The organism is Streptomyces sp. NPDC030296, assembly GCF_055572815.1.
In genome coordinates, this window is the sequence record NZ_JBVICQ010000001.1 from 70,123 (window position 1) to 92,367 (window position 22,245).

The following is a 22,245-nucleotide window of genomic DNA, read 5'->3' on the forward strand; positions in this document are numbered from 1 at the left end:
GGCCGGTCACCGCTGATGAACAGCCCATGCAGTCGGCTCCGGGGGGAGGGAAGGAGCCGACTCGGCCATCGCTGCCAGGGATCCGGCGCGCTCCGGAGGGGCTTCGATGAGGCGCCGACCTCGGTATGGGACTGACGGTGCCACGTGAGGCGTTCTCGCCAAGGAGCGTCGCCGCCGATGGCGGCGAGCCAGGAGTACTCCCCCGGCCCAGAAGAAGGGCACTGCGCCGAACGGAGACTCCAACACAACGCCCAGCATCGCGATGACGAACAAGGACATCACCACGAGCACACACAGGAAGGTGAGTTCGTCCGGATGATGCCGTGCCGACAGCTCTCTGATCGCGGCGGCGAGGACTGTGGCAAGAAGCGCGGCGATCACCGTCAGTCCGAGGAGACCGAGCCGCGCAAAAGCGGTCAGGAGGTAGTTGTGCGGGGAACGTACTCCCTGGTAGGTCTGCGAACCCAGCGCCACATCGGCATCCGCGTCCTTCAGGAAGTCAGGTCCGAAGCCGACACCCATCATTACTCGGGCCGGTTCGGCGAGCGTGAATCTGATGACCCTTTCCCACGCCACCTTCCTTGCGTTCGAGGTCCCTTCGGCACTGACGGTGAGCGTCTGAGAGGCTGCTGTCCGGTCCACAGTCGCGATCAGGCGCTGAGCGGCCGGGCTGCTCGGAAGCAGCACGATCAGCAGGATCACCGCCGACACACCGAGAGCCACCGTGCGAACCGAAGCCCTGGCGTCCCTGTTCGTACCGCCGGCCATAGCGGCCACAACACAGATGCCGCAGGCAAGCAGACCTGCTCTGGAGTGCATGGTGAGAGCCAGAGCCACTGAGGCCCCGGCCAGCGATGCACTCATCCAGGTCCCCTCCTTGCGGCGGAACCGAAGGATCGACGCTCCCGCCAGGATGCCGAGCAACGCTGTGTCGAGATCCGATCTCACTTCCGGGATCGGACCGCTCCAGGACTCGCTGAGCGCCGACGGGAGGTCGGGCACCAGAACCACGCACGCCACCCAGCACAAGTGGATCACCAGTGCACCGTGGACAAGCCTGGCCGTCCGTCGCCGGTCGGGATCACTCGCAAGGAGATATCCCCTTGCCGAGAGGTAGGCGACGGCCACATAGACGAAAGGCGCCGCGTCGCGTGCGATCAGTAGCGCCTCCCCCTCGGACGGGATGACGCGAACGAGCGTGGCGAGAACCACCAGTCCGACCAGGACACCGGGCCCCTGGTTGCCACCCGAGTGGTGCTTGACCAGGAGGCGGGAACACACCGTGTGCAGAACGGCGGCAGCCAGCAGTACGTCGGTGATGTAGACGGGACCAATCGCGATGTGGGATACCCAGCGTCCCCCGGCCAAGAGCAAAATGACCGCCATGGTGCCTGCGATCGCGTGACATGTGCGGCGGGAAGCCGATGAGAATGGCCGACTCGCACGAAGGGTGTGGGCCGCTGAGGCATTCGCCTCCTCGGCGTCGACGGCAGCCGCCCTGACAGTCACGCTCGCTCCCTACCGGTTGCGGCTCTGTCGGGTGCTCTGCTCAGCCATGCGAGCCGGCACCGCAAGCCGGCATGACCGGTACACCTGGTGCCGTCGGCGGCCCGGTGTGCGGCGACTGCGCTCACCGGCTGCCCGCACGGCACAGTGGCACACCGTCTTCCGTGCTCCGTACCGCATCCAGCGCTGCCATCCTGTCGGCGAGGGTGGGAGCCGCCAGCAGTACGCAGCCGCGACGTGCGCCGGTTTCCTCGCCCGATGGACAGTTCGGCCAGAAGACCTTGTACTCCCCGACCGCATGGCCCAGGTACTCGACCGACAGCTGGGTCTCCGCGTATGTGTCGAACCCATAGCCGGGGTCATCGGGAACCTTGAAGTCGTCGATCAGGATCAGCGAGTCCGTCCAACTGTCGGTGATGAGCGCCACCTCTTCACGGAGGGGCAGATCATCCTCCCAGTGGGCGTCGAGATAGAAGAGAACCCGGGACTTCGGGAACGAGGAGTTCTCGCGAAGTCCCTTGAGCGCCTTCCTGGAGTCCGACTTGATCACTCTGATGTCCGAGACGTTCCGGAAGCGTCGTGCTGCCAGACGAGCGAAGGCAGGCTCTTTCTCCACCGTGTACACGGGACGGCCGGAAACGTGCCACAGGAATTGCGTGGTGGCACCGCGGTAGGTTCCGGATTCGAAGACGGCCTGTGGCTGGAGCTCCTGAAGCAGGGAGCGGAACATTTCCTGACGGAAGCGCTGCCCGTTCAGGGCCGGCCATGCCGGGTAGAGCCATGGGCGCATCCTGCGAATTCCCGCAATCGGCTCGCGGATGAATCCCAGCAGAGGGACGGTGGTCGTTCGGGTCGTCTGCTTGCTCTGGTGGATTGCCATGGGATGCACTACTCCCTCGCTCATTGTCTGCGTCAGGGGCTGCGGACCGATTGGTTTGGGGTGTGGGACTCGCCCGGGTTCGGAGAAGGGCTGACGTCGTCACTTCCTCGCGACCAGCGATTTGGGCAGCCCTGCGAAGCGTTCGATCCAGATGTGGGAGTCGGAGAAGTAGGACCGCATCTCGGTCACCGACAGGAGTTCGACTTCCTGAACGTCGCGGATGGCCTCGGCGCGCCCGGAGCTGGAGATGTGCCCGTGCGGCCAGTGCTGGGAGACTGCGACGCGAACCCGTAACGGGAGCCACTGGAGTCCTGGGAACAGCCAGTGGGGTTCCACAGGGAAGTACCGGTAGGGCGTCTGTACCCAGTGGTGGGTTCCGTGGGCGTGCACGGTGTCCGCGAACTGCTGCCGCCGGTAGTGGCCGCCGACGTGCTCAAGGACGGAGTTCGAGTAAACGAGGTCGAATCGCTCGGCCGACAAGGGGGTCGGCAGGAGAGGATCGCACGCGTCTCCCACGACCGGGATGACGCCGGGCTCTGCCTGCCGGGCGGTGTGCGGGTCGAGATTCACCGTCACGACACGCGCGGGCCGGACGGGTGCGCTGCGCCATGAAGCTGGGGTCCCGCCGAGATCGAGAACGCGCATCTCGCCCAGGTCGGGAAAGCAGCGCAGCAGTTCCTGCCAGCGTTTGTCGCGAGCCGAGTGGGCGAGGGATCCGGGTCTCGAGGGGTCGGCGATCCCCGTCCTGAGCATGCTGCTTCCTCGCTGGCCGCGTCCCCATGTGGCGGTGCCCCTCACACTGGGTTCCTCTCTCCGGCGGTACCGGGGACGGGCGCATCGTGGCAGAGCCGTTCCATCCGCAGCATCGGAGCGGGCGCGGGCAGGCCGTCCAGCGCGGAAGGCGCAGGTTCGTGCGCCGCGATTTCGGCATCGACCATGAGACGGGCCAGCTCAGGGGCGCGGACTGTCGGGCGCCATCCGAGGACCCGCTCGGCTTTCGTGGCATCACCGACCAGGTCGTCGACCTCGGTGGGCCTCAGATAACGCTCGTCGAACCGCACGTGGTCGCGCCAGTCGAGACCGACATGGGCGAAGCAGTGTTCGACGAAGTCGCGCACGCTGTGGCTGGCGCCGGTGGCGACCACATAGTCGTCCGGTTCCGCCTGTTGCAGCATCAGCCACATCGCCTCGACGTACTCGGCCGCGTACCCCCAGTCCCGTCGGGCGTCGAGGTTGCCGAGGTAGACGACGTCCTGCAGGCCCGCCTTGATGCGTGCGGCGGCCATGGCCACCTTGCGTGTGACGAAGGTGGGGCCGCGGCGCGGGGACTCGTGGTTGAACAGGATGCCGTTGACCGCGTACATGCCGTACGCCTCACGGTAGTTACGGGTCGCCCAGTAGGCGTAGACCTTGGAGACACCGTAGGGAGAGCGAGGGTGGAAGGGCGTGTCCTCGTGCTGAGGCGGCGGGGAGGCGCCGAACATCTCCGAGCTGGAGGCCTGGTAGAAGCGGCAGGGAAGGCCCGTCGTCCTGATGGCCTCCAGCAACCGCGTCGTTCCGAGCGCAGTGCAGTCACCCGTGTACTCGGGTTCGTCGAAGGACACCCGTACGTGCGACTGGGCGGCCAGATGGTAGACCTCGTCCGGCTGTAGCCGTTCCAGCAGCCCCGCCATCCTGGTTCCGTCCGTCAAATCGCCGTAGTGCAGGAAGAGGCGCGCCTCGGGATCGTGCGGGTCCCGGTAGAGGTGGTCGATGCGTTGCGTGTTGAAGGTCGAGGCGCGACGGACGATTCCGTGCACCTCATAGCCCTTCTGCAGCAGCAGCTCCGCGAGGTAGGAGCCGTCCTGGCCGGTGATGCCGGTGATGAGCGCCTTCTTGACAGTCACTTGCACTCCTTGCCGAGGGGTGACGCAGATGAGCGGATCACGCTTCGCGCACCAGCCGAACCCGCTAATTCGCCCGGATAGTGATCATTACTATCTTTGCCTGTATCAGGGCATATACCTCTCATTTGTCGATTGGTGTCGTACGGTGAGGCGGCACTCACTTGATCCGATCAGGGACGGACGTCTTGGACCTGCGCGACTACCTACGAGTCCTCTCTCGCCGCTGGCGTGCCATCACCGTGCTGGCCTTGCTCGGAACGGCGGTCGGCGCGCTCCTCACCTACACGGCGAACCCCGAGTACCGGGCCACCGCGAAGCTCTTCGTGTCCGTGCGGGAGGGGTCCGACACCCTCCAGCTCGCACAAGGAAATGTCTTCACCCAGGCTCGGGTCCGGTCGTACGCGGAGGTGGCGGCGAGTCCTCTGGTGTCCCGGCACGTCGTGGAGGCCCTGGGTCTCGACATGACGCCGGATCAACTGAGCCGTCGCATCAGCGCGACCACGCAGCCCGACACTGTGCTGCTCCGGCTCACCGTCACGGACACCCGTCCGGAGCGGGCTGCGCGCATCAGCAACGCTGTGGCCAAGCGCTTCGCCGAGGTGGTCCGCGGCCTTGAGCGCCCTGAGGACGCGAGGACGTCCCCGGTGCGGCTGAGCATCACCCAACCGGCCTCCGTGCCCTCCGCTCCCTTTTCCCCGCGCCCGGCGGTGAACCTCGCCATCGGGCTGATGGCCGGGCTGGCCCTCGGGGCCGGTTTCGCCGTGGCCAGGGAGTCGATGGATCGCTCGGTACGCAGTCTTCAGAGTCTCACCGAGCTCCTGGCCGGGTTCGGTGGCCCTCCCGTGCTCGGGAGCGTCGCGCACGACCCGCGGGCCACCCGCCATCCCGTTGCCTTGCTCGACGACTTGCACGGACTGCGCGCCGAGGGCTTCCGGCGGCTGCGCACCAGTCTGCGGTTCGTGGACGTGGACCAGCCGCCGAAGGTGATCGCGGTAACCAGCCCGCTGCCTCGTGAGGGGAAGACCAGTGTCGCGATCAACCTGGCCGCGACGCTGGCCGAGACCGGTGCCTCGGTGTGCCTGGTCGACGCCGACCTGCGCCGGCCTTCCACTGCCCGTGTCCTGGGGCTGGTGCGGGACGCCGGGTTGACCACCGTGCTGATCGGCCAGGCCGAGGTGCACCAGGTGCTGCAGTCCGTGGGCTCCTTCTCGGTGCTGACCAGTGGCTCGGTGCCGCCCAATCCCACCGAGCTGCTGGGCAGCGACCAGTTGAGGGCCGTACTGCGCGGCCTCGCCGAGAAGTTCGACCATGTCGTGGTGGACACCGCGCCGGTGCTGCCGGTGGCGGACGCGTCCGTGATCGCCACCGTCGTGGACGGCTACCTGCTGGTGGTGCGGGCCTCACGCACCAGCCGCGACCAGGTCGGCGCAGCCCTTCGCGCACTGCAGCAGGTCGGTGCTTCCCTGCTCGGCACGGTCCTGAACATGACGTCATCGAAGGAGGAGGGCGGTACGTACGGCTATACGTACGAATATCGGCCGCAGCACCGGACGGCCGGCCGATTCTCCAGACGACGCGGCGGCAGGCAGATGACGCCCGTCGGTGGTGCTCCGGCCGTGCCGACTCCAGGCGGAGAGCAGGATGCCCAGGCCACCGGCACGCAGGGGGAACTCGACGGCGAGCCTCACTCCATGGCCGCGGACGGGAGCGCTCAGCGGTGAGCTCCCCCGCCTCAGCACCGTGCGGTTGCGCTCACCGCCCCCTCGATCGCTCCGCGCGCGTATTCGTGGCCGGAAGCCGTGGACTCGTCGGTTCCGCGGTGTGCCGGCTTCTGGAGCGGGAGGGCTTCACCGACGTGGTCGGACCCGGCTCCGCCCAACTGGACCTGCGCGAGCGCCGTGCCGTTCTCGACTGGTTCGCGGCCACCCGACCGGATGTGGTGGTGCTGGCCGCCGCACGGGTGGGTGGGATCAAAGCGAATGCCACCCGTCCCACGGAGTTCCTCTCCGACAACCTGCGTATCCAGGTCAACGTGCTGGACGCGGCCCTGGAACAGGGGGTGGAGCGGCTGCTGTTCCTGGGCTCCAGCTGCGTCTATCCGAAATTCGCCGACCAGCCCATTCGAGAGGAGGCGCTGCTGACCGGTGCACTGGAGCCGACCAACGACGCCTACGCCATCGCCAAGATCGCCGGGCTCCTGCACGTGCAGGCGGTGCGGCGGCAGCACGGTCTCCCCTGGATTTCCGCCATGCCGACCAACATCTACGGACCCGGCGACAACTTTCATCCCGAGGATTCCCACGTCCTGGCATCGCTGATCCGGCGCTTCCACGAGGCCCGAACGACAGGGGCACGGCGAGTGGTGAACTGGGGTACCGGAACACCTCGCCGGGAGTTCCTGCACGTGGATGATCTGGCTCGGGCATGCCTGTACCTGCTGGAGCACTACGACGCGGACGGATCGGTGAATGTCGGCACCGGCACGGACCTGACGATCCGGGAGGCCGCCGAACTGGTGGCAGAGGTCGTCGGCTACCAGGGGGCCATCGAGTGGGACGCGGCCCAGCCGGACGGCACCCCACGCAAGGTCCTTGACGTCTCCCGGATCACCACTCTGGGATGGGCCCCGCGCATCGGCCTGCGGGAGGGAATCGCCGAAGCGTACGCCTGGTACGTGGAACACCGAGCGTCCGCTGCCCTGTGACACCCAGCGCTGCTCCGCGCGGGCTCATCTTGGCTTTTCCCAGGTCAGACGAGGTTTGACAGTGCGGTCCTTCTCGGCTCTCGTCGGTCTTTTCCGATCCCTGTGTCCGACCTTCGTCCCGAACGCGCCCCGGATGGACACGTCCGACTGCCGCAACAGCCGTCGCCCCAGCCGAGATACAGGCTCCAGAACCGAGAGCAGCGGATTCCCCTTCCACCGCGTCGCGGTCACGCCCGCGGTGGCGCTGTGCTTCCCCGGATGACGAGTTGGGTGGGAACGAGAACGTCGTGGTCAGTGTCTTCGCCGCCGAGAATGCTCAGGAGCATGCGTCCGGCGAGCTCGCCTTGCTCCCGGACGGGCTGGCGGACGGTCGTGAGATCGGTCAGTTCCGCGACGGGATGATCGTCAATGCCGATGACGGACATGTCCTCGGGGATGCGCAGGCCAGCGCGGCGCAGGGTGCGGACCGCGCCGAGGGCGACTTCGTCGGAGTGGGCGTACACGGCGGTGGGCGGCTCGGGCTGGCTGAGCAGCTTGGCCATGGCGTCGGCGCCCTGGGCGCCGCCCCAGTCGACGGTGACGACGAGGCGTTCGTCGATCGGTACGCCCGCGTCGCGCAGAGCGGCGTAGTACGCGTTCGAGCGGCCCGACGGCTGCACCTCGTCCGGCTGGTCCGGGTCGACCGCGGCGATCATGGCGATACGGCGGTGACCCAGGAAGAGCAGGTGGTCCATGGCCTGGCGGCCGGCGGTCTCGTCGTCGATGGACACGTTCGGATAGGGCGCGTGCTGACCGCCCGCAGCGATGACCGTCACGCCCATCAGCTCCAGGCGCCGCTGCTCCTCCTCCCCGACCGGAAAGGCCAACACGACTACCGCGTCGACCTTTCGCCTCGCCGGCAGCCGGTGGAAGAAGTCGTGCCGGTCTTCGATGCCGTCGACGTGGTACAGGAGAACGTCCAGGTCGGCGGCCCGCAGGACTGACTCCAGGCCCTCCAGCAGTGCCGCGAAGAACCAGCGGGAGATGTGCGGTACGACCACCGCGACGCGGCCGGTGTCGCCGCCGGCCAGGCGGGACGCCTCAGGGGAGACGACGTAGGAGAGCTCCTCGGCGACCGCGAGCACGCGGCGGCGGGTGGCCTCGGATACGCCGTAGTCGTTGTTGAGCGCGCGTGAGGCGGTGGCCATCGAGACGCCGGCGGCACGGGCCACGTCCGCCATGTTGATCTTCTGGGAGCTCTGCGTCATGCGGGAAGGCTAACCCACTTCCAAAGGTTTCGGAAACGCTTCCAATATTCTTGAAAGGGCTTCCGATGTCGCGGGTGGCGTTGAAGGTCCTCTCGCACCGACATCTGATTATTGCCGCACGTCACACGCATGTTGCGCTTTCGTTACTTGACAGGTCGGGTTGATCCGCTCAATCTTTCGGCAACGGAAACGCTTCCGAAACCTGCTCAACGCATCCAGCGGTCCAGTCAGGGGAAGCGCGCCGACCCTCCGTCTGCCGACCATTGATGTGGAGCGGCAGCCGCATGGATGCGAGGAGGCATCATGCCCAAGCAGCAGCACCCCACCTCCCCCGTCAGAACCTCCCGCCGCCTTCTGCGCACCCCGCTGGCAGCCGTGGCCGCCGCGTCCGCGCTGGTCACCCTGGCCGCGTGCGGCGCCCCCGGCTCGGACTCGGACTCCGGCTCGGCGGACGCGACCCCGACCGCCGTGAACACGGCCGTCGCCGACAAGTCCGCGACCCTGACGCTGTTCTCCGCGGCCGGTCTGGAGAAGTACGAGCAGGGCCTGGCGGACGCCTTCACGGCCAAGTACCCGAAGATCAAGGTCAAGCTGCGGGTCGAGGCGGACAACAACTACAACACCGTGCTGCCGCGGCTTCTCGCCTCCGACTCCACGCCGGACATCGTCCAGCCCTACGACCTCCTCGGAGGCGTGAAGGACAACCTGCTCACCAACCTCAGCGCCTACGACGAGGCGTACGGCTGGAGCGGGAAGGTCCCGGCGTCGGCCCTCGCCCCGGGCCGGGTGTCCGGCGGCGTGATCGGCTCCGGGCCGCTGTACCAGGCGGGCGGCTCCGCCGGCCCCCTCGTCGGCGTCTTCTACAACAAGGAGCTGGCGAACAAGGTCGGCATGAAGACCGTGCCCTCCTCGATCTCCGAGCTCGAAGACGTGATGGCCAAGGCGAAGAAGTCCGGCGTCACCCCGATCGTCGCCTCCAACCAGGACGGTCTGATCGGCCACCTCTACAACCTGCTGCTCGGCGACTACATGGGCGCCCAGTCGCTCAGCGACCTCGTCTACCACAAGCCGGGCGCGAGCCTGGACACCCCGGAGGCTGTCAAGGCCACCAGGACGCTCCAGAAGTGGATCAAGGCGGGGTACTTCGCGTCCGACGTCAACGCCCTCAACCAGGAGGCGTCGTACGGCAAGTTCACCGGCGGCAAGGGCCTGTTCTTCTTCCAGGGCAGCTGGATCACCCAGACCCTCGACCAGAACTTCAAGGGCAAGTACGGCGTCTTCCCGATGCCGCCCGCCGAGAAGGGCGGCAAGTACGCGGGCATGACCAGCAACACGCTCGCCTTCTCCATCGCCGCCCGCTCGAAGAACAAGGACGCCGCCGCGCTGTTCCTCGACTTCCTCACCACCCCCGAGGCCGCGGAAGTCGCCGTCGACAACGGATACGCCGCCCTGACCTCCGGCGCGTCGGACGCGGCCGAGCCCTCCCTCTCCGGCACGCTGAGCGAGCAGATCCAGACCGGTTACGCGGCCATCGCCGCCGACAACGGCTTCGACAGCTGGCTGCAGAACTCCGCCCCGGCCGTCGGCACCAAGCTGACCCAGCAGCTCCAGCTCCTGGTCTCCGGCAAGGTCGAGCCCGCCGCGATGGTCAAGACGCTCCAGACCACCTACGCCGACGCCCTCAAGAGCAGCTGAGCATCATGTCCTCGACCCGACCGACCAAGGTGGGCGCCGTCGCCGTCCGGGGCCGCCGCAGGCTCCGGGCGAGGCGGTGGGCCGGCTGGCTCTTCGCCCTCCCCGCCCTCGCCTTCTACGGCGTCTTCAACTTCTACCCCGTCCTGCTGTCGATCCAGTACTCGTTCTACGACTGGGACGGTGTCGGTGCCTCCACCTGGGTGGGCCTGGAGAACTACACGGCGGTCTTCACCGACTCCGAGCAGTTCACCACCCTGCTCCACGCCTTCTACCTGATCCTCTTCTTCACCGTCCTGCCGGTGACCATCGCCCTGATCACCGCCTCCGTCCTGAGGCAGCTGGAGGGCCGCTTCACCGGAGCCCTGGCCCGCACGCTCCTCTTCCTCCCGCAGATCATCCCGGGAGCAGCGGCGGGCGTCGCCTGGACCTGGATGTACTCCGACAACGGCGTGATCAACCAGCTCCTGCGTGCCGTCGGCCTCGACGACATCGCCCGCCCCTGGCTGGCGGACTTCACCTGGGCCCTGACCGCCGTGGGCTTCATCGGCACCTGGCTGTCCACCGGACTGTGCACGATGCTGCTGCTTGCCGGCATCGGCAAGATCGACGGCAGCCTGTACGAGGCGGCCCGCATCGACGGCGCCGGACCGATCCGCCAGTTCCGGGCCGTCACCCTCCCCGGACTGCGCGACGAGATCGGCGTTTGCGTCACCATCACGATCATCGCCGCCCTCGCCAGCTTCGACGTCGTCTACCTCTCCACCCAGGGCGGCCCCGGCACCCAGACCATGGTCCCCGGCGTCGCCGTCTACAACCTGGCCTTCAACGACGCCCGCCTCGGCGCGGCCTCCGCCCTCGCAGTCGTCCTCGCCCTGGTCGTGATCGCCGTCGTCGTACCGCTCCAGCGCCTGTTCCGGGAGAAGTGACCATGCCCGAACGCACGCAGACCGCACGGGCTCTGCGCCGACGTGCCCCCGGAGTCATCCTCATCACGGCCGCCGCGCTCTACTCGGTCGTCCCCCTGCTGAGCATGGTCAGTGCGGCCCTCGCACCCCAGGGCACCTTTCCCTCGGGCCTGAGCTGGCCCTCCGATCCGCACTGGCACAACTTCGTCGACGCCTGGAACGTCGCCAACATCACGACGCTGCTGAAGTCCAGCACCCTCATCGTGCTCGGCGTCGTACCCGTGGCGGTCCTGATCTCCACGATGGCCGCGTACGCGATCGCGGTCCTGGAGATCCCCCTCGGCCGCGTCTTCTACATCATCCTGGTGATGACGCTGACGCTGCCGTACGAGATCGTCATCGTCCCGCTCTACGAACAGACCAGGGCCATGGGCCTGTTGGGCACCCAGTGGGCACTGATCCTTCCGCTCATCGGGATGAACATGCCGTTCGCGGTGTTCTGGATGCGGGCGCACTTCGCCGGCGTACCGAAGGAGCTGTCCGAGGCGGCGAGCATGGACGGCGCCGGACCGTGGCGGGCGCTGCTCCACATCCACCTCCCCCTCGCCCGCCCCGCGGTCGCCTCCCTCTCGCTGCTGATGTTCCTCTCCACCTGGAACCAGTTCCTGCTGGCCCTGGTGCTGATCGACGACCCCGACAAGCGGACGATGGCCGGCGCGCTACAGGCGTTCACCACCAAGTACGCCACCGACCAGGTGCTGCTGAACGCCGGCGCCCTTCTGATCATGGCCCCCACGATCCTCGTGTTCCTCTTCCTGCAACGCCACTTCGTCAAGGCGCTGCTCCAGGGCTCGGTCAAGGGCTGACCTCACCCCCACCTCTTTTCCTTCAGACAGTCAGGACCGGCACCATGACCAACCCTGCCCCCACCTCGCCGCACCCCGACGCCGACTGGTGGCGTACGGCCGCGATCTACCAGGTCTACATACGCAGCTTCGCCGACGGTGACGGCGACGGAACCGGCGACATCGCCGGCCTCCGCTCACGCCTGCGGTACCTGGCCTACCTCGGTGTCGACGCGATCTGGATCAACCCCTGGTACCCGTCGCCGCTGGCCGACGGCGGCTACGACGTCTCCGACTACCGGGACATCCACCCGGTCTACGGCACCCTCGACGAGGCGAAGCAGCTGATCACAGAGGCGCACGAGGTGGGCCTGCGGGTCATCCTGGACATCGTCCCCAACCACACCTCCGATCAGCATGCCTGGTTCCAGGAGGCGTTGGCGGCCGGACCCGGCTCACCGGAGCGCGACCGGTTCATCTTCCGCGACGGCAAGGGCGAGGACGGCTCCCAGCCCCCCAACGACTGGCACGCCGCCTTCGGCGGGCCCACCTGGACCCGCACCCCAGACGGCCAGTGGTACCTCCACCTCTTCGCCCCCGAACAGCCCGACCTCAACTGGGACAACCCGGAGGTCCGGGCCGAGTTCGAGTCGATCCTGCGGTTCTGGTTCGACCTGGGCGTCGACGGCTTCCGCATCGACGTCGCCCACGGGATGATCAAGGACCCGGCGCTCCCCGACCTCGGCCTGACCGAGTTCTCCGTCCTGACGGGGGAGGACCAGCAGGACCACCCGCACTGGGACCGCGACGGCCTCCACGAGATCTTCCGCAGCTGGCGCGCCATCGCCGACAGCTACCCCGACCCCCGCGTCTTCGTCGCCGAGGCCCACGTCCTCCCCAGCCGCATGCCGGAGTACCTCCGCCCGGACCAACTCCACACGGCCTTCAACTTCGACTTCCTCAAGTGCCCTCTGGACGCCGGCAAGCTGCGCGAGGTCATCGACCGCAGCATCACCAGCCTCGCCGCCGTCGGCGCCCCCGCCACCTGGGTGTTGTCCAACCACGACGAGACCCGCCACGTCACCCGCTACGGCCGCGCCGACACCGGCGTCCAGGCCCTGTTCCGCGACAAGCCCATCCCCACCGACCGCGCCCTCGGCACCCGCCGCGCCCGCGCCACCGCCCTCCTGATGTTCGTCCTGCCCGGCAGCGCGTACGTCTACCAGGGCGAGGAACTCGGCCTCTACGAGGTCGAGGACATCCCGGAGGAACTCCTCCAGGACCCCATCTGGGAACGCACCGGCCACACCGTCCGAGGCCGCGACGGCTGCCGCGTCCCCCTCCCCTGGACCGGCGACACCCCACCCTTCGGCTTCAGCACCTCGGGAGCACCCCCGTGGCTCCCCCAGCCCGAGGACTGGAAGGAGTACACCGCCGAAGCCAACCAGGCCGACCCCACCTCCATGCTCCAGCTCTACCGCACCGCCCTACGCCTGCGCCGCACCCACCCCGGTCTGACCGGCCAGGAGTTCCGCTGGCTCGACAGCCCGGAGGGCACACTGCTCTTCGAACGGGGCGAGGGCCTGCTGTGCGCGGTCAACCTCTCCGACCGGCCGGTCCCACTCCCCGCCGGCCACAGCCCCCTCCTCATCTCAGGCCCCCTGGACGAGGACGGGCTACTGCCCCCGGACACCGCCGCCCTGCTCTACCGCGACTGACGGACCCTGACCAGGTCCCCCCGGCGACACCAGCCCACAACCCTCCCGCCCCCTGATCCACCAGGGCCTGTCCGGTGCCCTCCCCGCCGACCGGACAGGCCCTGGTCCATTTGTAGGACCGGATGGAGTTGCCGGAGACGGGCCCGAGCCTCCAGCAGACCCGGAGCGGTTCAAGGCAGCGCACGAGAGGTCGAGTGCCCTTCGGGGGGCCGCTGTACGTTCGGGGACGTTTTCTGCTGGGGCCGTTTTCACGTCCCAGCTCGGACCGCACCCCATTCGTGCGGCCTCCGTACCCAGCCGCCCGGCAGAGCCGCCTACTCGAAGGTCCCCGGGCAGCACTTCTGAATCCTCGTGTCCAGCCGGCGTCCAGCCGAGACCTGCATCGGTGGGGCGGGTGGGACTCGAACCCACGGCCGACGGATCATGAGTCCTTCGAGGATCTTGGCGACCCTTGTCGATCATGCTCATCTTGGCCGTATTCCCAGGTCAGACGCAGTTGGGCGCCACAGTCCTTCTCTGCCTTTGTCAGTCTTTTCCGATCCTTGTGTCCAACCTGCGTCCAGAACGCGTTCTGGATAGGCTTTCCAACGCGCAGCGGCTAAAAGGCAGATGAGGCGTCACGGCACAGGCGTGCCCCAGCCGCTCCAGCTCCTCGCCGCGGTGCTGACCGGGGCAGACAACCCCTACCGCGTCCTGCAGTGGCTGCGTCGAAGCCATACCGCCCGCCCCCTGAGGGGCCTGTGCGACATCCGGGAGTTCTCCTGAGCTCGGATAGGTACCCGAGACGCGCTGGCTCCGCTCAGGGCTGATCTCCGTCACCGGCCCGGGATCGCAACGGCCTCTTGGCGCACGCGCGCCCGGTAGCGCTGCGGCGACTCCCCGATAACGCGCTTGAACGCCGTGCTGAACGCGCTCTCCGAACCGTAGCCCAGCTCGGCGGCGAGCGCCGCGACGCGGGCGTCGCCGTTCCGCAGCGCGCGCTGGGCCAGCAGCATGCGCCACCGGCCCAGGTAGGTGAGCGGCGGTACACCGGCGGCCTCGCGAAACCGCTCCGCGAACGTGGTCCGCGACATCGCGGCGGCGCGCGCCAACTCCTCCAGGCCCCACGCGTGTTCGGGACGGCCGTGGAGCAGGTCGACGGCGGGGCGCAGGCGCTCGTCGACGAGCAGGCGCAACCAGCCGGAGGGCAGGAGGGTCTGGTCGACGTAGCAGCGCAGCACCTCCAGCAGGAGCAGTTGGCTGTACTGCCGGATCGCGAATGCCGAGCCGAGCCGGTCGTCGGTGGCCTCGTCGAAGAGCCGCAGCACGGCGGCGAGCAGCCGGTCCCCGTCTCCGGCGGCGGAGGACCGGATGTGGGCCACCGGCGGAAGCGACTCCAGCAGGAGCGTCCGCCCGGCCTCGTTCACGCTGACGGCCCCGCCGATCACGACGTCGTCGACAGCCGGGTCCGAGCCCGCGAAGCGGGCGGTGGAGAAGTCCGACTCCGGCTGGACCTCGTGGCGCGGCGCCGCGCCGGCCTCGAAGGCCACCCACGAGCGCCCGGTGAGGATTGCCACGTCTCCCGCCACGAGGTCGACCGGTTCGGCGACGCCATGGGTGGTGAGCCGGGCGCGCCCGCTCACCATCGCGAAGAACTTGACCGGATCGGCCAGCGGGCCGCGGGCCCACCAACCGCCGCGGGCCGCGACGCCGCCGGTCAGCACGCTGCGCACCTCGACCAGGTCGAGTGCCTCGGAGAGTCGGTCGGGATCCATGTCCGTACTCTCGCGCAAGAAATCCGGATTAACAAGTATTCATAGTCCGGCCAATGACAGACAGGCTGGTGTCAGCGACACAGCAGTGAGACCTGTAAGACCTGAAGGAGACACCATGCGCTACCGCAGCCTCGGCCGGACCGGGATCAAGGTCAGCCCCTACGCCCTCGGCGCGATGATGTTCGGCGCCCTCGGCAACCCCGACCACGACGACTGCGTCCGCATCATCCACCGAGCGCTCGACGCCGGCATCAATCTCGTCGACACCGCCGACATGTACGCGAACGGCGAGTCGGAGGAGATCGTCGGCCGGGCGCTGAAGGGACGGCGGGACGATGTCGTGCTCGCGACCAAGGCCTGGTTTCCGATGAGCGACGAGCCGAACCACCGGGGCTCGTCCCGGCGCTGGCTGGTGCGCGCGCTGGAGGACTCGCTGCGCCGCCTCGACACCGACCACGTGGACATCTACCAGGTCCACCGCCCGGACCCCGACACGGACATCGAGGAGACCCTCGCGGTCCTCACCGATCTGCAGCGGGCCGGCAAGATCCGCACTTTCGGCACGTCGGCCATGCCGGCCTCCGACATCGTCCGGGCGCACTGGGTCGCCGAGCGGCGCGGGCTGGCCCGGCCGCGCACCGAGCAGCCGGTCTACTCGATCCTGAACCGGGGCATCGAGCGCGAGGTGCTCCCGGTGGCGCAGGAGTTCGGCATGGGCACCCTGGTCTGGTCGCCGCTCGGAGGCGGCCTGCTGACGGGGCGGTACCGCAAGGGTCAGGAGGCCGAGACGCACCGGTCGAAGTTCGGCTTCCGGCAGCACACGGACGACCGTCGGCTCGACGTGGTCGAGCAGCTCATCCCGCTGGCCGAGGAGGCCGGCCTGCCGCTCACGCATCTCGCGATGGGCTTCGTGCTCGCCCACCCGGGCGTGACGTCCGCCCTCCTCGGACCGCGGACCATGGAACACCTGGACGACCTGCTCGCGGGCGCCCACGTCACCCTCACCGACGATGTGCTGGACCGGATCGACGCGATCGCGCCGCCCGGCACCGACACCGGCACCCTCGACCACGCCTACCAGCCGCCGGCCGTCGAGCGCCCCGAACTGCGCCGCCGACCGGCCGGCGAGCGCACGGCGGCATGACGTCGGCTCCGGCCGGAGCCCTGCCTGGCGGTTGGATGTGTGGTGGCGTGCGTGGGGCCCGACCGTCGGGGGTGTGGTGGCTGAGCCTGTCCATGCGCACAGGTTGACCGACCAGGAGGGGCAGAAGCCGCAGCAGATCGTGCGCCGGGGCAGCACCGGTTCGGTGTGGTTCCGGCGGGCGATGACGCTGCTGCCGACGAGGACACCGTCCGAGACGTGATACGCCGGTTCAACGAGATCGGCCTGGTCTGTCTGGCCCGTCGGTGGGCGGGAGGCCGTCCCCGCCTTCTCAGCCCTGACGACGAGGACTTCGTCGTCCAAACGGCCGCCACCCGCCCAACCAAGCTCGGCCAGCCGTCCACTGCGCCTGGACCCCAGCCGGAAGCGACTCGGCACAGGCGGGGCGCGGTCGTTCAGCGTCCCGCGTTATGTGCGAGGTATTGACCACGCAGGGATTCCAAATGAGTACTACTTATTTGGCGGTCACCAGTTGACAGGATGAGTGGAAGGAGTGGGTCGGCGGACGATCGTTCCGGCTTGATGCCATCCCACCTCGGATGATGACTCCGTCAGAGGTGGCCCGAGTGACGCCATCCCGGTTGATCCATGCGTCATCGGTGTTACGTCACCAAAAAATAGGTGTGTCTATCGTCTTGACCGGAGCCCTGCTTGCCTCGATAAATGCAACTCATGGCAAGTAGCGGGGGTTCCAGGAAGGACATCACAGATGAGACCTCCACGCATCGGCGCGGGGACCGTCACGGCGCTCGCAGCGGCGGCTGTCGTCTTCGCGACCGTACTGCCCGCTCAACCCGCCTACGCGGCCACGACGAACTTCTACGTCGACCCCGTCAACGGCAGTGACAGCAACTCGGGAACCAGCACCGCCTCAGCGTTCAAGACCATTCAGGCTGCCAAGGCCGCGGTCCGGGCCGTGAACGCGAACATGTCCGACGACATCGTGGTGAACCTGCGCGGAGGCACCTACTCCCTCACCGCCCCGATCAGCTTCGGCACCAGTGACTCGGGCACGAACGGCCACACAGTGGTCTACCAGGCGTACAACGGTGAGACGCCCGTGATCAGCGGCGGCAAGGCGATCACGGGCTGGACCCCGGCCGCCAACGGCGAGTACAAGGCGTCCGTGGGCAGCCTCAACTTTCGGCAGCTGTACGTCAACGGCGTCCGCGCCACCCGGGCCCGCTTCCCCGACCTCGGCACGGACTTCCAACTCCAGGGCAGCGACAAGACCAACAAGCTGCTGAAGGTGCTCAGCTCCCAGGTCTCCAACTGGAACCAGCTCAGCAAGGTCGAGATGATGCTGGAAACGGCGTGGGGCGAGAGCTACCTGCGGCTGAAGTCGATCAGCTCCAGCAACGGCACCGCCAACGTGTCGATCCAGGACCACGAGGCGGGCATCCTCTTCCAGCGCCCCAACCCGCTCCTCGCCAACGGCTCTCCCCTGCACTTCGAGAACGCCCACGAGTTCCTCAACGAACCCGGCGAGTTCTACGTCGACACGGCCGCGCAGACCGTCTACTACAAGCCCCGCCCCGGCGAGGACATGTCCACGGCCACCGTGCAGGCCCCGACACAGCAGACGCTCTTCGACATCAAGGGCACGAGCCTCGACAACCCCGCCCACGACCTGCGTTTCTCCGGACTCACCTTCACCCGGACCACCTGGATGGAAGCGACGGACAACGGCTACCTCAACGCCCAGGGCGGCAACTACAACATCTCGGCCAACACCTCCAACCGGCAGTACGTCGGCCGTCCACCGGCCGGGGTCCAGGCCACATACGCCGACCGCGTCTCCTTCACCGGCAACACCTTCACACAGATGGGCGCCAGCGCCCTCGACCTGCACCACGGCGTGCACGACAGTGCGGTGACCGGAAACCTCATCTCCGACATCGCCGGCAACGGGATCATGGTCGGCAAATTCTCCGACCCGACCGTGGAATACCACACCGTCTACAACCCGCCCACCTCGCCGGCCGGCGAGGACGCCCGGGAGGTCGTCAAGAACGTCACCGTCAAGAACAACCTGATCACCCGGATCGGCGAGGACTACCTGGGTACCGCGGGCATCAACGCGGGCTTCGTCAACAGCACGACCATCGACCACAACGACATCAGCGACGCTCCGTGGGCCGGCATCTCACTCGGCTGGGGCTGGCAGGCCGCGGCCAACGCCGCAGGCAACAACAGCGTCAGCTACAACCGGATCGGCAACGTGATGAACCGGCTGTGCGACTCCGCCGGTATCTACCACCTCTCCAACGACCCGGGCACGGTCATCAACGGAAACTACATCCACGACGTGCTGAGGTCCCCGGCCGCCTGCACTTCCGCGGTGGCGGGTATCTACACGGACGAGGGGTCGAACAACATGACCCTCTCGAACAACGTGCTGTCGAACACCGACGGATTCATCAGCCAGAACCGCAACGGAACCAACGTCACGCTCACCAACAACACGACGTCCGGTGACTCGGTGATCAAGGCCTCCGGTCTGGAGTCCGCCTACCGGGGGCTGGCAGCCAAGCTCAACCTCGCCTCCAACAAGCCGGCATCCTCCTCCTCGGTGTACAGCTCAGCCTGGGGGGCGGCCAAAGCCAACGACAACAACAGCTCGACCGGCTGGTCGCCGACCGGGACGGACACGTCGGCCTGGTGGCAGGTCGACCTCGGCCAGGCCTACCAGCTCGGCCAGTACTCCCTGACGACGCGCCAGGACCTCGACCAGCCCGAGACGCGCAGCAACTTCGAGATCCGTGGCTCCAACGACCCATCCTTCGCCACCTACACCGTGCTGGGACGCCAGGACGCCACCACCCTGCCGCTCGCCTCGACACTCACGGGCACCATCGACGTCCGCCAGAAGTTCCGCTACCTGCGCATCGCAAAGACCGACGGCGCCTACTTCTTCATCGCCGACTTCAGTGTTCAGCAGGCCGACGGGGCGCTGGAGGACGCGACCAGTACGCCGAGCACCAACCCGTCGACGAACTACACGATCAAGAACGCCAACAGCGGACAGCTGATGGACGTGAACCAGAACTCCACCGCCAACGGCGCCAGCGTCAACCAGTACCCGAGCAACGGCGGTACCAACCAGCAGTGGAACATCGTCCCGGTCAGCGGGCAGCTCTACAAGATCGTGAACAGGAACAGCGGCAAGGTCCTCGACATCAACGGCTCCAGTCACCGGAGGGGGACCGCGCTGCAGCAGTACACCTACAACGGCGGCAACAACCAGCTGTGGTACTTCGAGCCGACCAGCGGCGGATACCTCATCCGCAACTTCGAGAGCCGGCAGGTCCTGGAGGTGGGCGCCGGATCGACGGCGGACGGAGCCGCCATCAGCCAGTGGATGCCCCTGAACCACGTGTACCAGGCATGGACTATCCAGTGACCGGGTGACCCAGCGCAGGACGGTGGCGGTGCGGCCGGAAGGCGAAGGCTTTCCGGCCGCACCGTACCCGCCTTCGGCATGGCTCTCAGACGGGGATTCCGCTGACGTCGACGACGTCGGGGTGGGTGAAAGGGGCAGGCGATGGCCGCGGGCCAGGTTGTGCCTAGCGCGGAGAGATCCTGGTCGTGTGGCACTAAGACCGTGTCCTACGTGGTGAGGCGGACGAGCCGCTTGTAGCAGCACAGGGCTGTGGCAAGTCCGAGAAAGGCCAGGTAGTTGCGGGGATCGCGTTCGTAGCGGGGGCTGAGTCGGCGGTAGCCGGCCAGCCAGGACATGGTGCGCTCGATCACCCACCTGCGGCGACCCAATCGCTCGCTGGACTCGACGCCCTTGCGCGCGATTCGCGCCCCGATGCGCATGCCGCGTGACCATTTCCGCAGATCAGCCCGGTCGTATGCCTTGTCGGCGTGTAGGCGCTGGGGCTTGAAGTACCGGCCGCGACCGGGGTCGTGTCTCGATTGGTGACCCTCCACCATGGGCTTCAGTCCTTCGCTGTCGTGCGTGTTGCCAGCTGAGACGCCGACGAGGAGGGGCAGTCCGTTCGCGTCCGACAGGACGTGCATCTTGGAACCCGGTTTGCCAAAGCCTGCCCAGAGACGACCCCACTGGCCTCATTCATCCGCGTGTTCGCACAGCTCCTCACGCCGGCCGCAGGCAACGCCAAGAAGCTCACCGCTTGGATGGTTGGCGTCCGCACGGCCAGCTGCCCTACCTCCCCGCCTTTGCGAACGGTCTCGAACTCGACCGTGCAGCCGTCAACTCCGACCTCACCCTCCCGCACCACAACGGGCGAACCGAAGGCGTAAACACCCGCACCAAACGGATCATGAGGCAAATGCAAGTCCGCGCGGGTTTCGACCTGCTCCGCCACCGCATCCTCCCGCACTGAGCGACACCCTGCGCTACCACCGATTACGGGACAGAGCCGTTCATTTGGCAGACCCGAGACGCCTCAAGAAGGCCCACGCGAGACGGGTCACGAGCTCTTGCTGACGGCGGTCTTTGCCTGCGGCTCGGTAGCCGGCTCGTGGCCACCGCGGGCCTGGTAAAAGCTTCCTTTGTCTCCGGCCCACGTACGCGAGCAGGGCGGTCGTGTGACTGGTTCATCTTGTTCGGCATACCGGGTCCACTGACTGATCCGGCAGGTATGCCGTCCGTTCCTGTGGAGTGAGGTCGCGGTTGACGGCGCGGCAGATTTTCTTGATCGCTTCGGAGGGCTCGGGGAGGGTTACGTCCCACAGCCGCGCGGTGTAGTCGACACTTCCGCTGGCGAGGGTGTGGCCTTTAGGGCTGAAGGCCACCGCCGACACCGTGTCGTTGTGACCGGACAGGGTGGCGACAGCCTTGCCGGCGGCTACGTCCCACAGCCGTACGGTCGGGGCGTTGCTGGCGGTGGCGAGGGTGCGGCCGTCAGGGCTGAAAGCCACCGACCACACCCCGCCAGCGTGCCCGGTCAGGATGGTGCGGGTCTTGCCGGTGGAGACGTCCCACAGCCGTACGGTCGCGTCGTTGCTGGCGGTGGCGAGGGTGCGGCCGTCAGGGCTGAAAGCCACCGACCTCACCCAGCCGGTGTGCCCTCTCAGGGTGGTACGACTCTTCCCGGTGGCGACGTTCCACCGCCGTACGGTGTCGTCGATACTGGCGGTGGCGAGAGTGCGACCGTCGGGACTGAAGGCCACCGACAACACCGTGCCGGTGTGGCCGGTCAGGGTGGTGCGGGTCTTGCCGGTGGTGACGTTCCACAGCCGTACAGTCGCGTCGTTGCTGGCGGTGGCGAGGGTGCGGCCGTCAGGGGTGAAGGCCACCGACAACACCTGGCCGGTGTGGCCGGTCAGGATGGTGCGGGTCTTGCCGGTGGCGACATCCCACAGCCGTACGGGCGCGTCGTCGTTGCTGGCGGTGGCGAGGGTGCGGCCGTCGGGACTGAACACCACCGAATTCACGTCGCTGGTGTGCCCTCTTAGGGTGGTGCGCGTCTTGCCGGTGGCGACGTCCCACAACCGCACGGTGTCGTCGGCACTGGCGGTGGCGAGAGCGCGGCCGTCAGGACTGAACGCCACCCCACTCACCTGGTGGGTGTGCCCGGACAGGGAGGTGCGGGTCGCACTGGTGGTGACGTCCCACAGCCGGGCGGTGGCGTCGACACCGCTGGTGGCGAGGGTGCGACCGTCAGGGCTGAAGGTCACCGAATACACATCACTGGTGTGCCCGGTCAGGGTGGTGCGGGTTATGCCGGTGGTGACGTCCCACAACCGTATGGTCGCGTCGACGCTGGCGGTGGCGAGGGTACGGCCGTCAGGACTAAACGCCACCGAATTCACCCAGCCATCGTGCCCGGTCAGGGTGGTGCGGGTCTTGCCGGTGGCGACATCCCACAGTCGTACGGGCGCGTCGTCGCTGCTGGCGGTGGCGAGGGTGCGGCCGTCGGGACTGAACGCCACCGAATACACATCATTGGTGTGCCCTCTCAGGGTGGTGCG

At 67.7% G+C, this 22,245-nt stretch carries 16 protein-coding genes and 3 pseudogenes; 11 read left to right on the forward strand and 8 right to left on the reverse strand.

Features of this window, described 5'->3' with window-relative positions; all coding sequences use genetic code 11:
* Positions 1 to 6: 6 nt before the first annotated feature.
* The 4 genes from ACZ4Z3_RS00280 to gmd form a co-directional block, all read right to left on the reverse strand.
* Positions 7 to 1,509 (reverse strand): O-antigen ligase family protein, encoded by a 1,503-nt coding sequence (locus tag ACZ4Z3_RS00280; protein WP_468498927.1) that lies wholly within the window; start codon positions 1,507 to 1,509, stop codon positions 7 to 9.
* Between the two features lie 121 nt (positions 1,510 to 1,630).
* Positions 1,631 to 2,386: an O-methyltransferase gene (locus ACZ4Z3_RS00285; RefSeq protein ID WP_468498928.1), complete on the reverse strand. Its 756-nt coding sequence runs from the start codon at positions 2,384 to 2,386 to the stop codon at positions 1,631 to 1,633.
* A 99-nt stretch (positions 2,387 to 2,485) separates the two neighbouring features.
* Positions 2,486 to 3,139, reverse strand: a complete 654-nt coding sequence (locus ACZ4Z3_RS00290; RefSeq protein ID WP_468498929.1) for a class I SAM-dependent methyltransferase — start codon at positions 3,137 to 3,139, stop codon at positions 2,486 to 2,488.
* A gap of 41 nt (positions 3,140 to 3,180) precedes the next feature.
* The gene (gene gmd, locus ACZ4Z3_RS00295) at positions 3,181 to 4,272 is read right to left on the reverse strand and encodes a GDP-mannose 4,6-dehydratase (protein WP_468498930.1); all 1,092 of its coding nucleotides are present in this window, start codon (positions 4,270 to 4,272) and stop codon (positions 3,181 to 3,183) included.
* A gap of 185 nt (positions 4,273 to 4,457) precedes the next feature.
* On the opposite strand from gmd, the gene ACZ4Z3_RS00300 reads away from it, so the two are divergent.
* Both ACZ4Z3_RS00300 and ACZ4Z3_RS00305 read left to right on the forward strand, forming a co-directional pair.
* A complete protein-coding gene (locus ACZ4Z3_RS00300) occupies positions 4,458 to 5,993 on the forward strand; it encodes a tyrosine-protein kinase domain-containing protein (protein ID WP_468498931.1) in 1,536 nt (511 codons plus the stop codon).
* Complete coding sequence (locus tag ACZ4Z3_RS00305) at positions 5,990 to 6,976, forward strand: GDP-L-fucose synthase family protein (protein ID WP_468498932.1); 987 nt, start codon at positions 5,990 to 5,992, stop codon at positions 6,974 to 6,976. Before ACZ4Z3_RS00300 ends, ACZ4Z3_RS00305 begins: the two co-directional genes overlap by 4 nt.
* 227 nt (positions 6,977 to 7,203) lie before the next feature.
* Here the strand turns inward: ACZ4Z3_RS00305 and ACZ4Z3_RS00310 are convergent, their stop codons facing one another.
* Positions 7,204 to 8,223, reverse strand: a complete 1,020-nt coding sequence (locus ACZ4Z3_RS00310) for a LacI family DNA-binding transcriptional regulator (RefSeq protein ID WP_468498933.1) — start codon at positions 8,221 to 8,223, stop codon at positions 7,204 to 7,206.
* A 303-nt stretch (positions 8,224 to 8,526) separates the two neighbouring features.
* On the opposite strand from ACZ4Z3_RS00310, the gene ACZ4Z3_RS00315 reads away from it, so the two are divergent.
* The 5 genes from ACZ4Z3_RS00315 to ACZ4Z3_RS00335 all read left to right on the forward strand — a co-directional run bounded on the left by ACZ4Z3_RS00315 (position 8,527) and on the right by ACZ4Z3_RS00335 (position 14,151).
* Positions 8,527 to 9,918, forward strand: a complete 1,392-nt coding sequence (locus tag ACZ4Z3_RS00315; protein WP_468498934.1) for an ABC transporter substrate-binding protein — start codon at positions 8,527 to 8,529, stop codon at positions 9,916 to 9,918.
* A gap of 5 nt (positions 9,919 to 9,923) precedes the next feature.
* The gene (locus tag ACZ4Z3_RS00320) at positions 9,924 to 10,844 is read left to right on the forward strand and encodes a carbohydrate ABC transporter permease (RefSeq protein ID WP_468498935.1); all 921 of its coding nucleotides are present in this window, start codon (positions 9,924 to 9,926) and stop codon (positions 10,842 to 10,844) included.
* 2 nt (positions 10,845 to 10,846) lie between these two features.
* On the forward strand, positions 10,847 to 11,689 hold the full coding sequence (locus ACZ4Z3_RS00325; protein ID WP_468498936.1) for a carbohydrate ABC transporter permease: 843 nt from the start codon (positions 10,847 to 10,849) through the stop codon (positions 11,687 to 11,689).
* Between the two features lie 44 nt (positions 11,690 to 11,733).
* Complete coding sequence (locus ACZ4Z3_RS00330; protein ID WP_468498937.1) at positions 11,734 to 13,386, forward strand: glycoside hydrolase family 13 protein; 1,653 nt, start codon at positions 11,734 to 11,736, stop codon at positions 13,384 to 13,386.
* Positions 13,387 to 14,016: 630 nt separating this feature from the next.
* On the forward strand, positions 14,017 to 14,151 hold the full coding sequence (locus tag ACZ4Z3_RS00335; RefSeq protein ID WP_468498938.1) for a hypothetical protein: 135 nt from the start codon (positions 14,017 to 14,019) through the stop codon (positions 14,149 to 14,151).
* Positions 14,152 to 14,201: 50 nt separating this feature from the next.
* On the opposite strand, the gene ACZ4Z3_RS00340 is transcribed toward ACZ4Z3_RS00335, so the two are convergent.
* Positions 14,202 to 15,140, reverse strand: coding sequence for an AraC family transcriptional regulator (locus ACZ4Z3_RS00340; protein ID WP_468498939.1), 939 nt, complete (start codon positions 15,138 to 15,140; stop codon positions 14,202 to 14,204).
* Between the two features lie 115 nt (positions 15,141 to 15,255).
* Here ACZ4Z3_RS00340 and ACZ4Z3_RS00345 point away from each other — a divergent pair, with 115 nt between their 5' ends.
* From ACZ4Z3_RS00345 to ACZ4Z3_RS00355, 3 genes and pseudogenes are all read left to right on the forward strand, one after another.
* On the forward strand, positions 15,256 to 16,284 hold the full coding sequence (locus ACZ4Z3_RS00345; protein ID WP_468498940.1) for an aldo/keto reductase: 1,029 nt from the start codon (positions 15,256 to 15,258) through the stop codon (positions 16,282 to 16,284).
* Between the two features lie 76 nt (positions 16,285 to 16,360).
* Positions 16,361 to 16,647, forward strand: a pseudogene (locus ACZ4Z3_RS00350) (helix-turn-helix domain-containing protein); the annotation flags it as partial.
* 364 nt (positions 16,648 to 17,011) lie between these two features.
* Positions 17,012 to 19,705: an RICIN domain-containing protein gene (locus tag ACZ4Z3_RS00355; RefSeq protein ID WP_468498941.1), complete on the forward strand. Its 2,694-nt coding sequence runs from the start codon at positions 17,012 to 17,014 to the stop codon at positions 19,703 to 19,705.
* A 206-nt stretch (positions 19,706 to 19,911) separates the two neighbouring features.
* On the opposite strand, the pseudogene ACZ4Z3_RS00360 reads toward ACZ4Z3_RS00355, so the two are convergent.
* Positions 19,912 to 20,346: pseudogene (locus ACZ4Z3_RS00360) on the reverse strand (IS5 family transposase); the annotation flags it as partial.
* Between ACZ4Z3_RS00360 and ACZ4Z3_RS00365 the strand changes: the two are divergent.
* Positions 20,347 to 20,654 (forward strand): annotated as a pseudogene (locus ACZ4Z3_RS00365) (ISL3 family transposase); the annotation flags it as partial.
* Between the two features lie 214 nt (positions 20,655 to 20,868).
* Here the strand turns inward: ACZ4Z3_RS00365 and ACZ4Z3_RS00370 are convergent.
* Positions 20,869 to 22,245 (reverse strand): WD40 repeat domain-containing protein (locus ACZ4Z3_RS00370; RefSeq protein WP_468498942.1); only part of this gene is annotated, 1,377 nt, incomplete at its 5' end.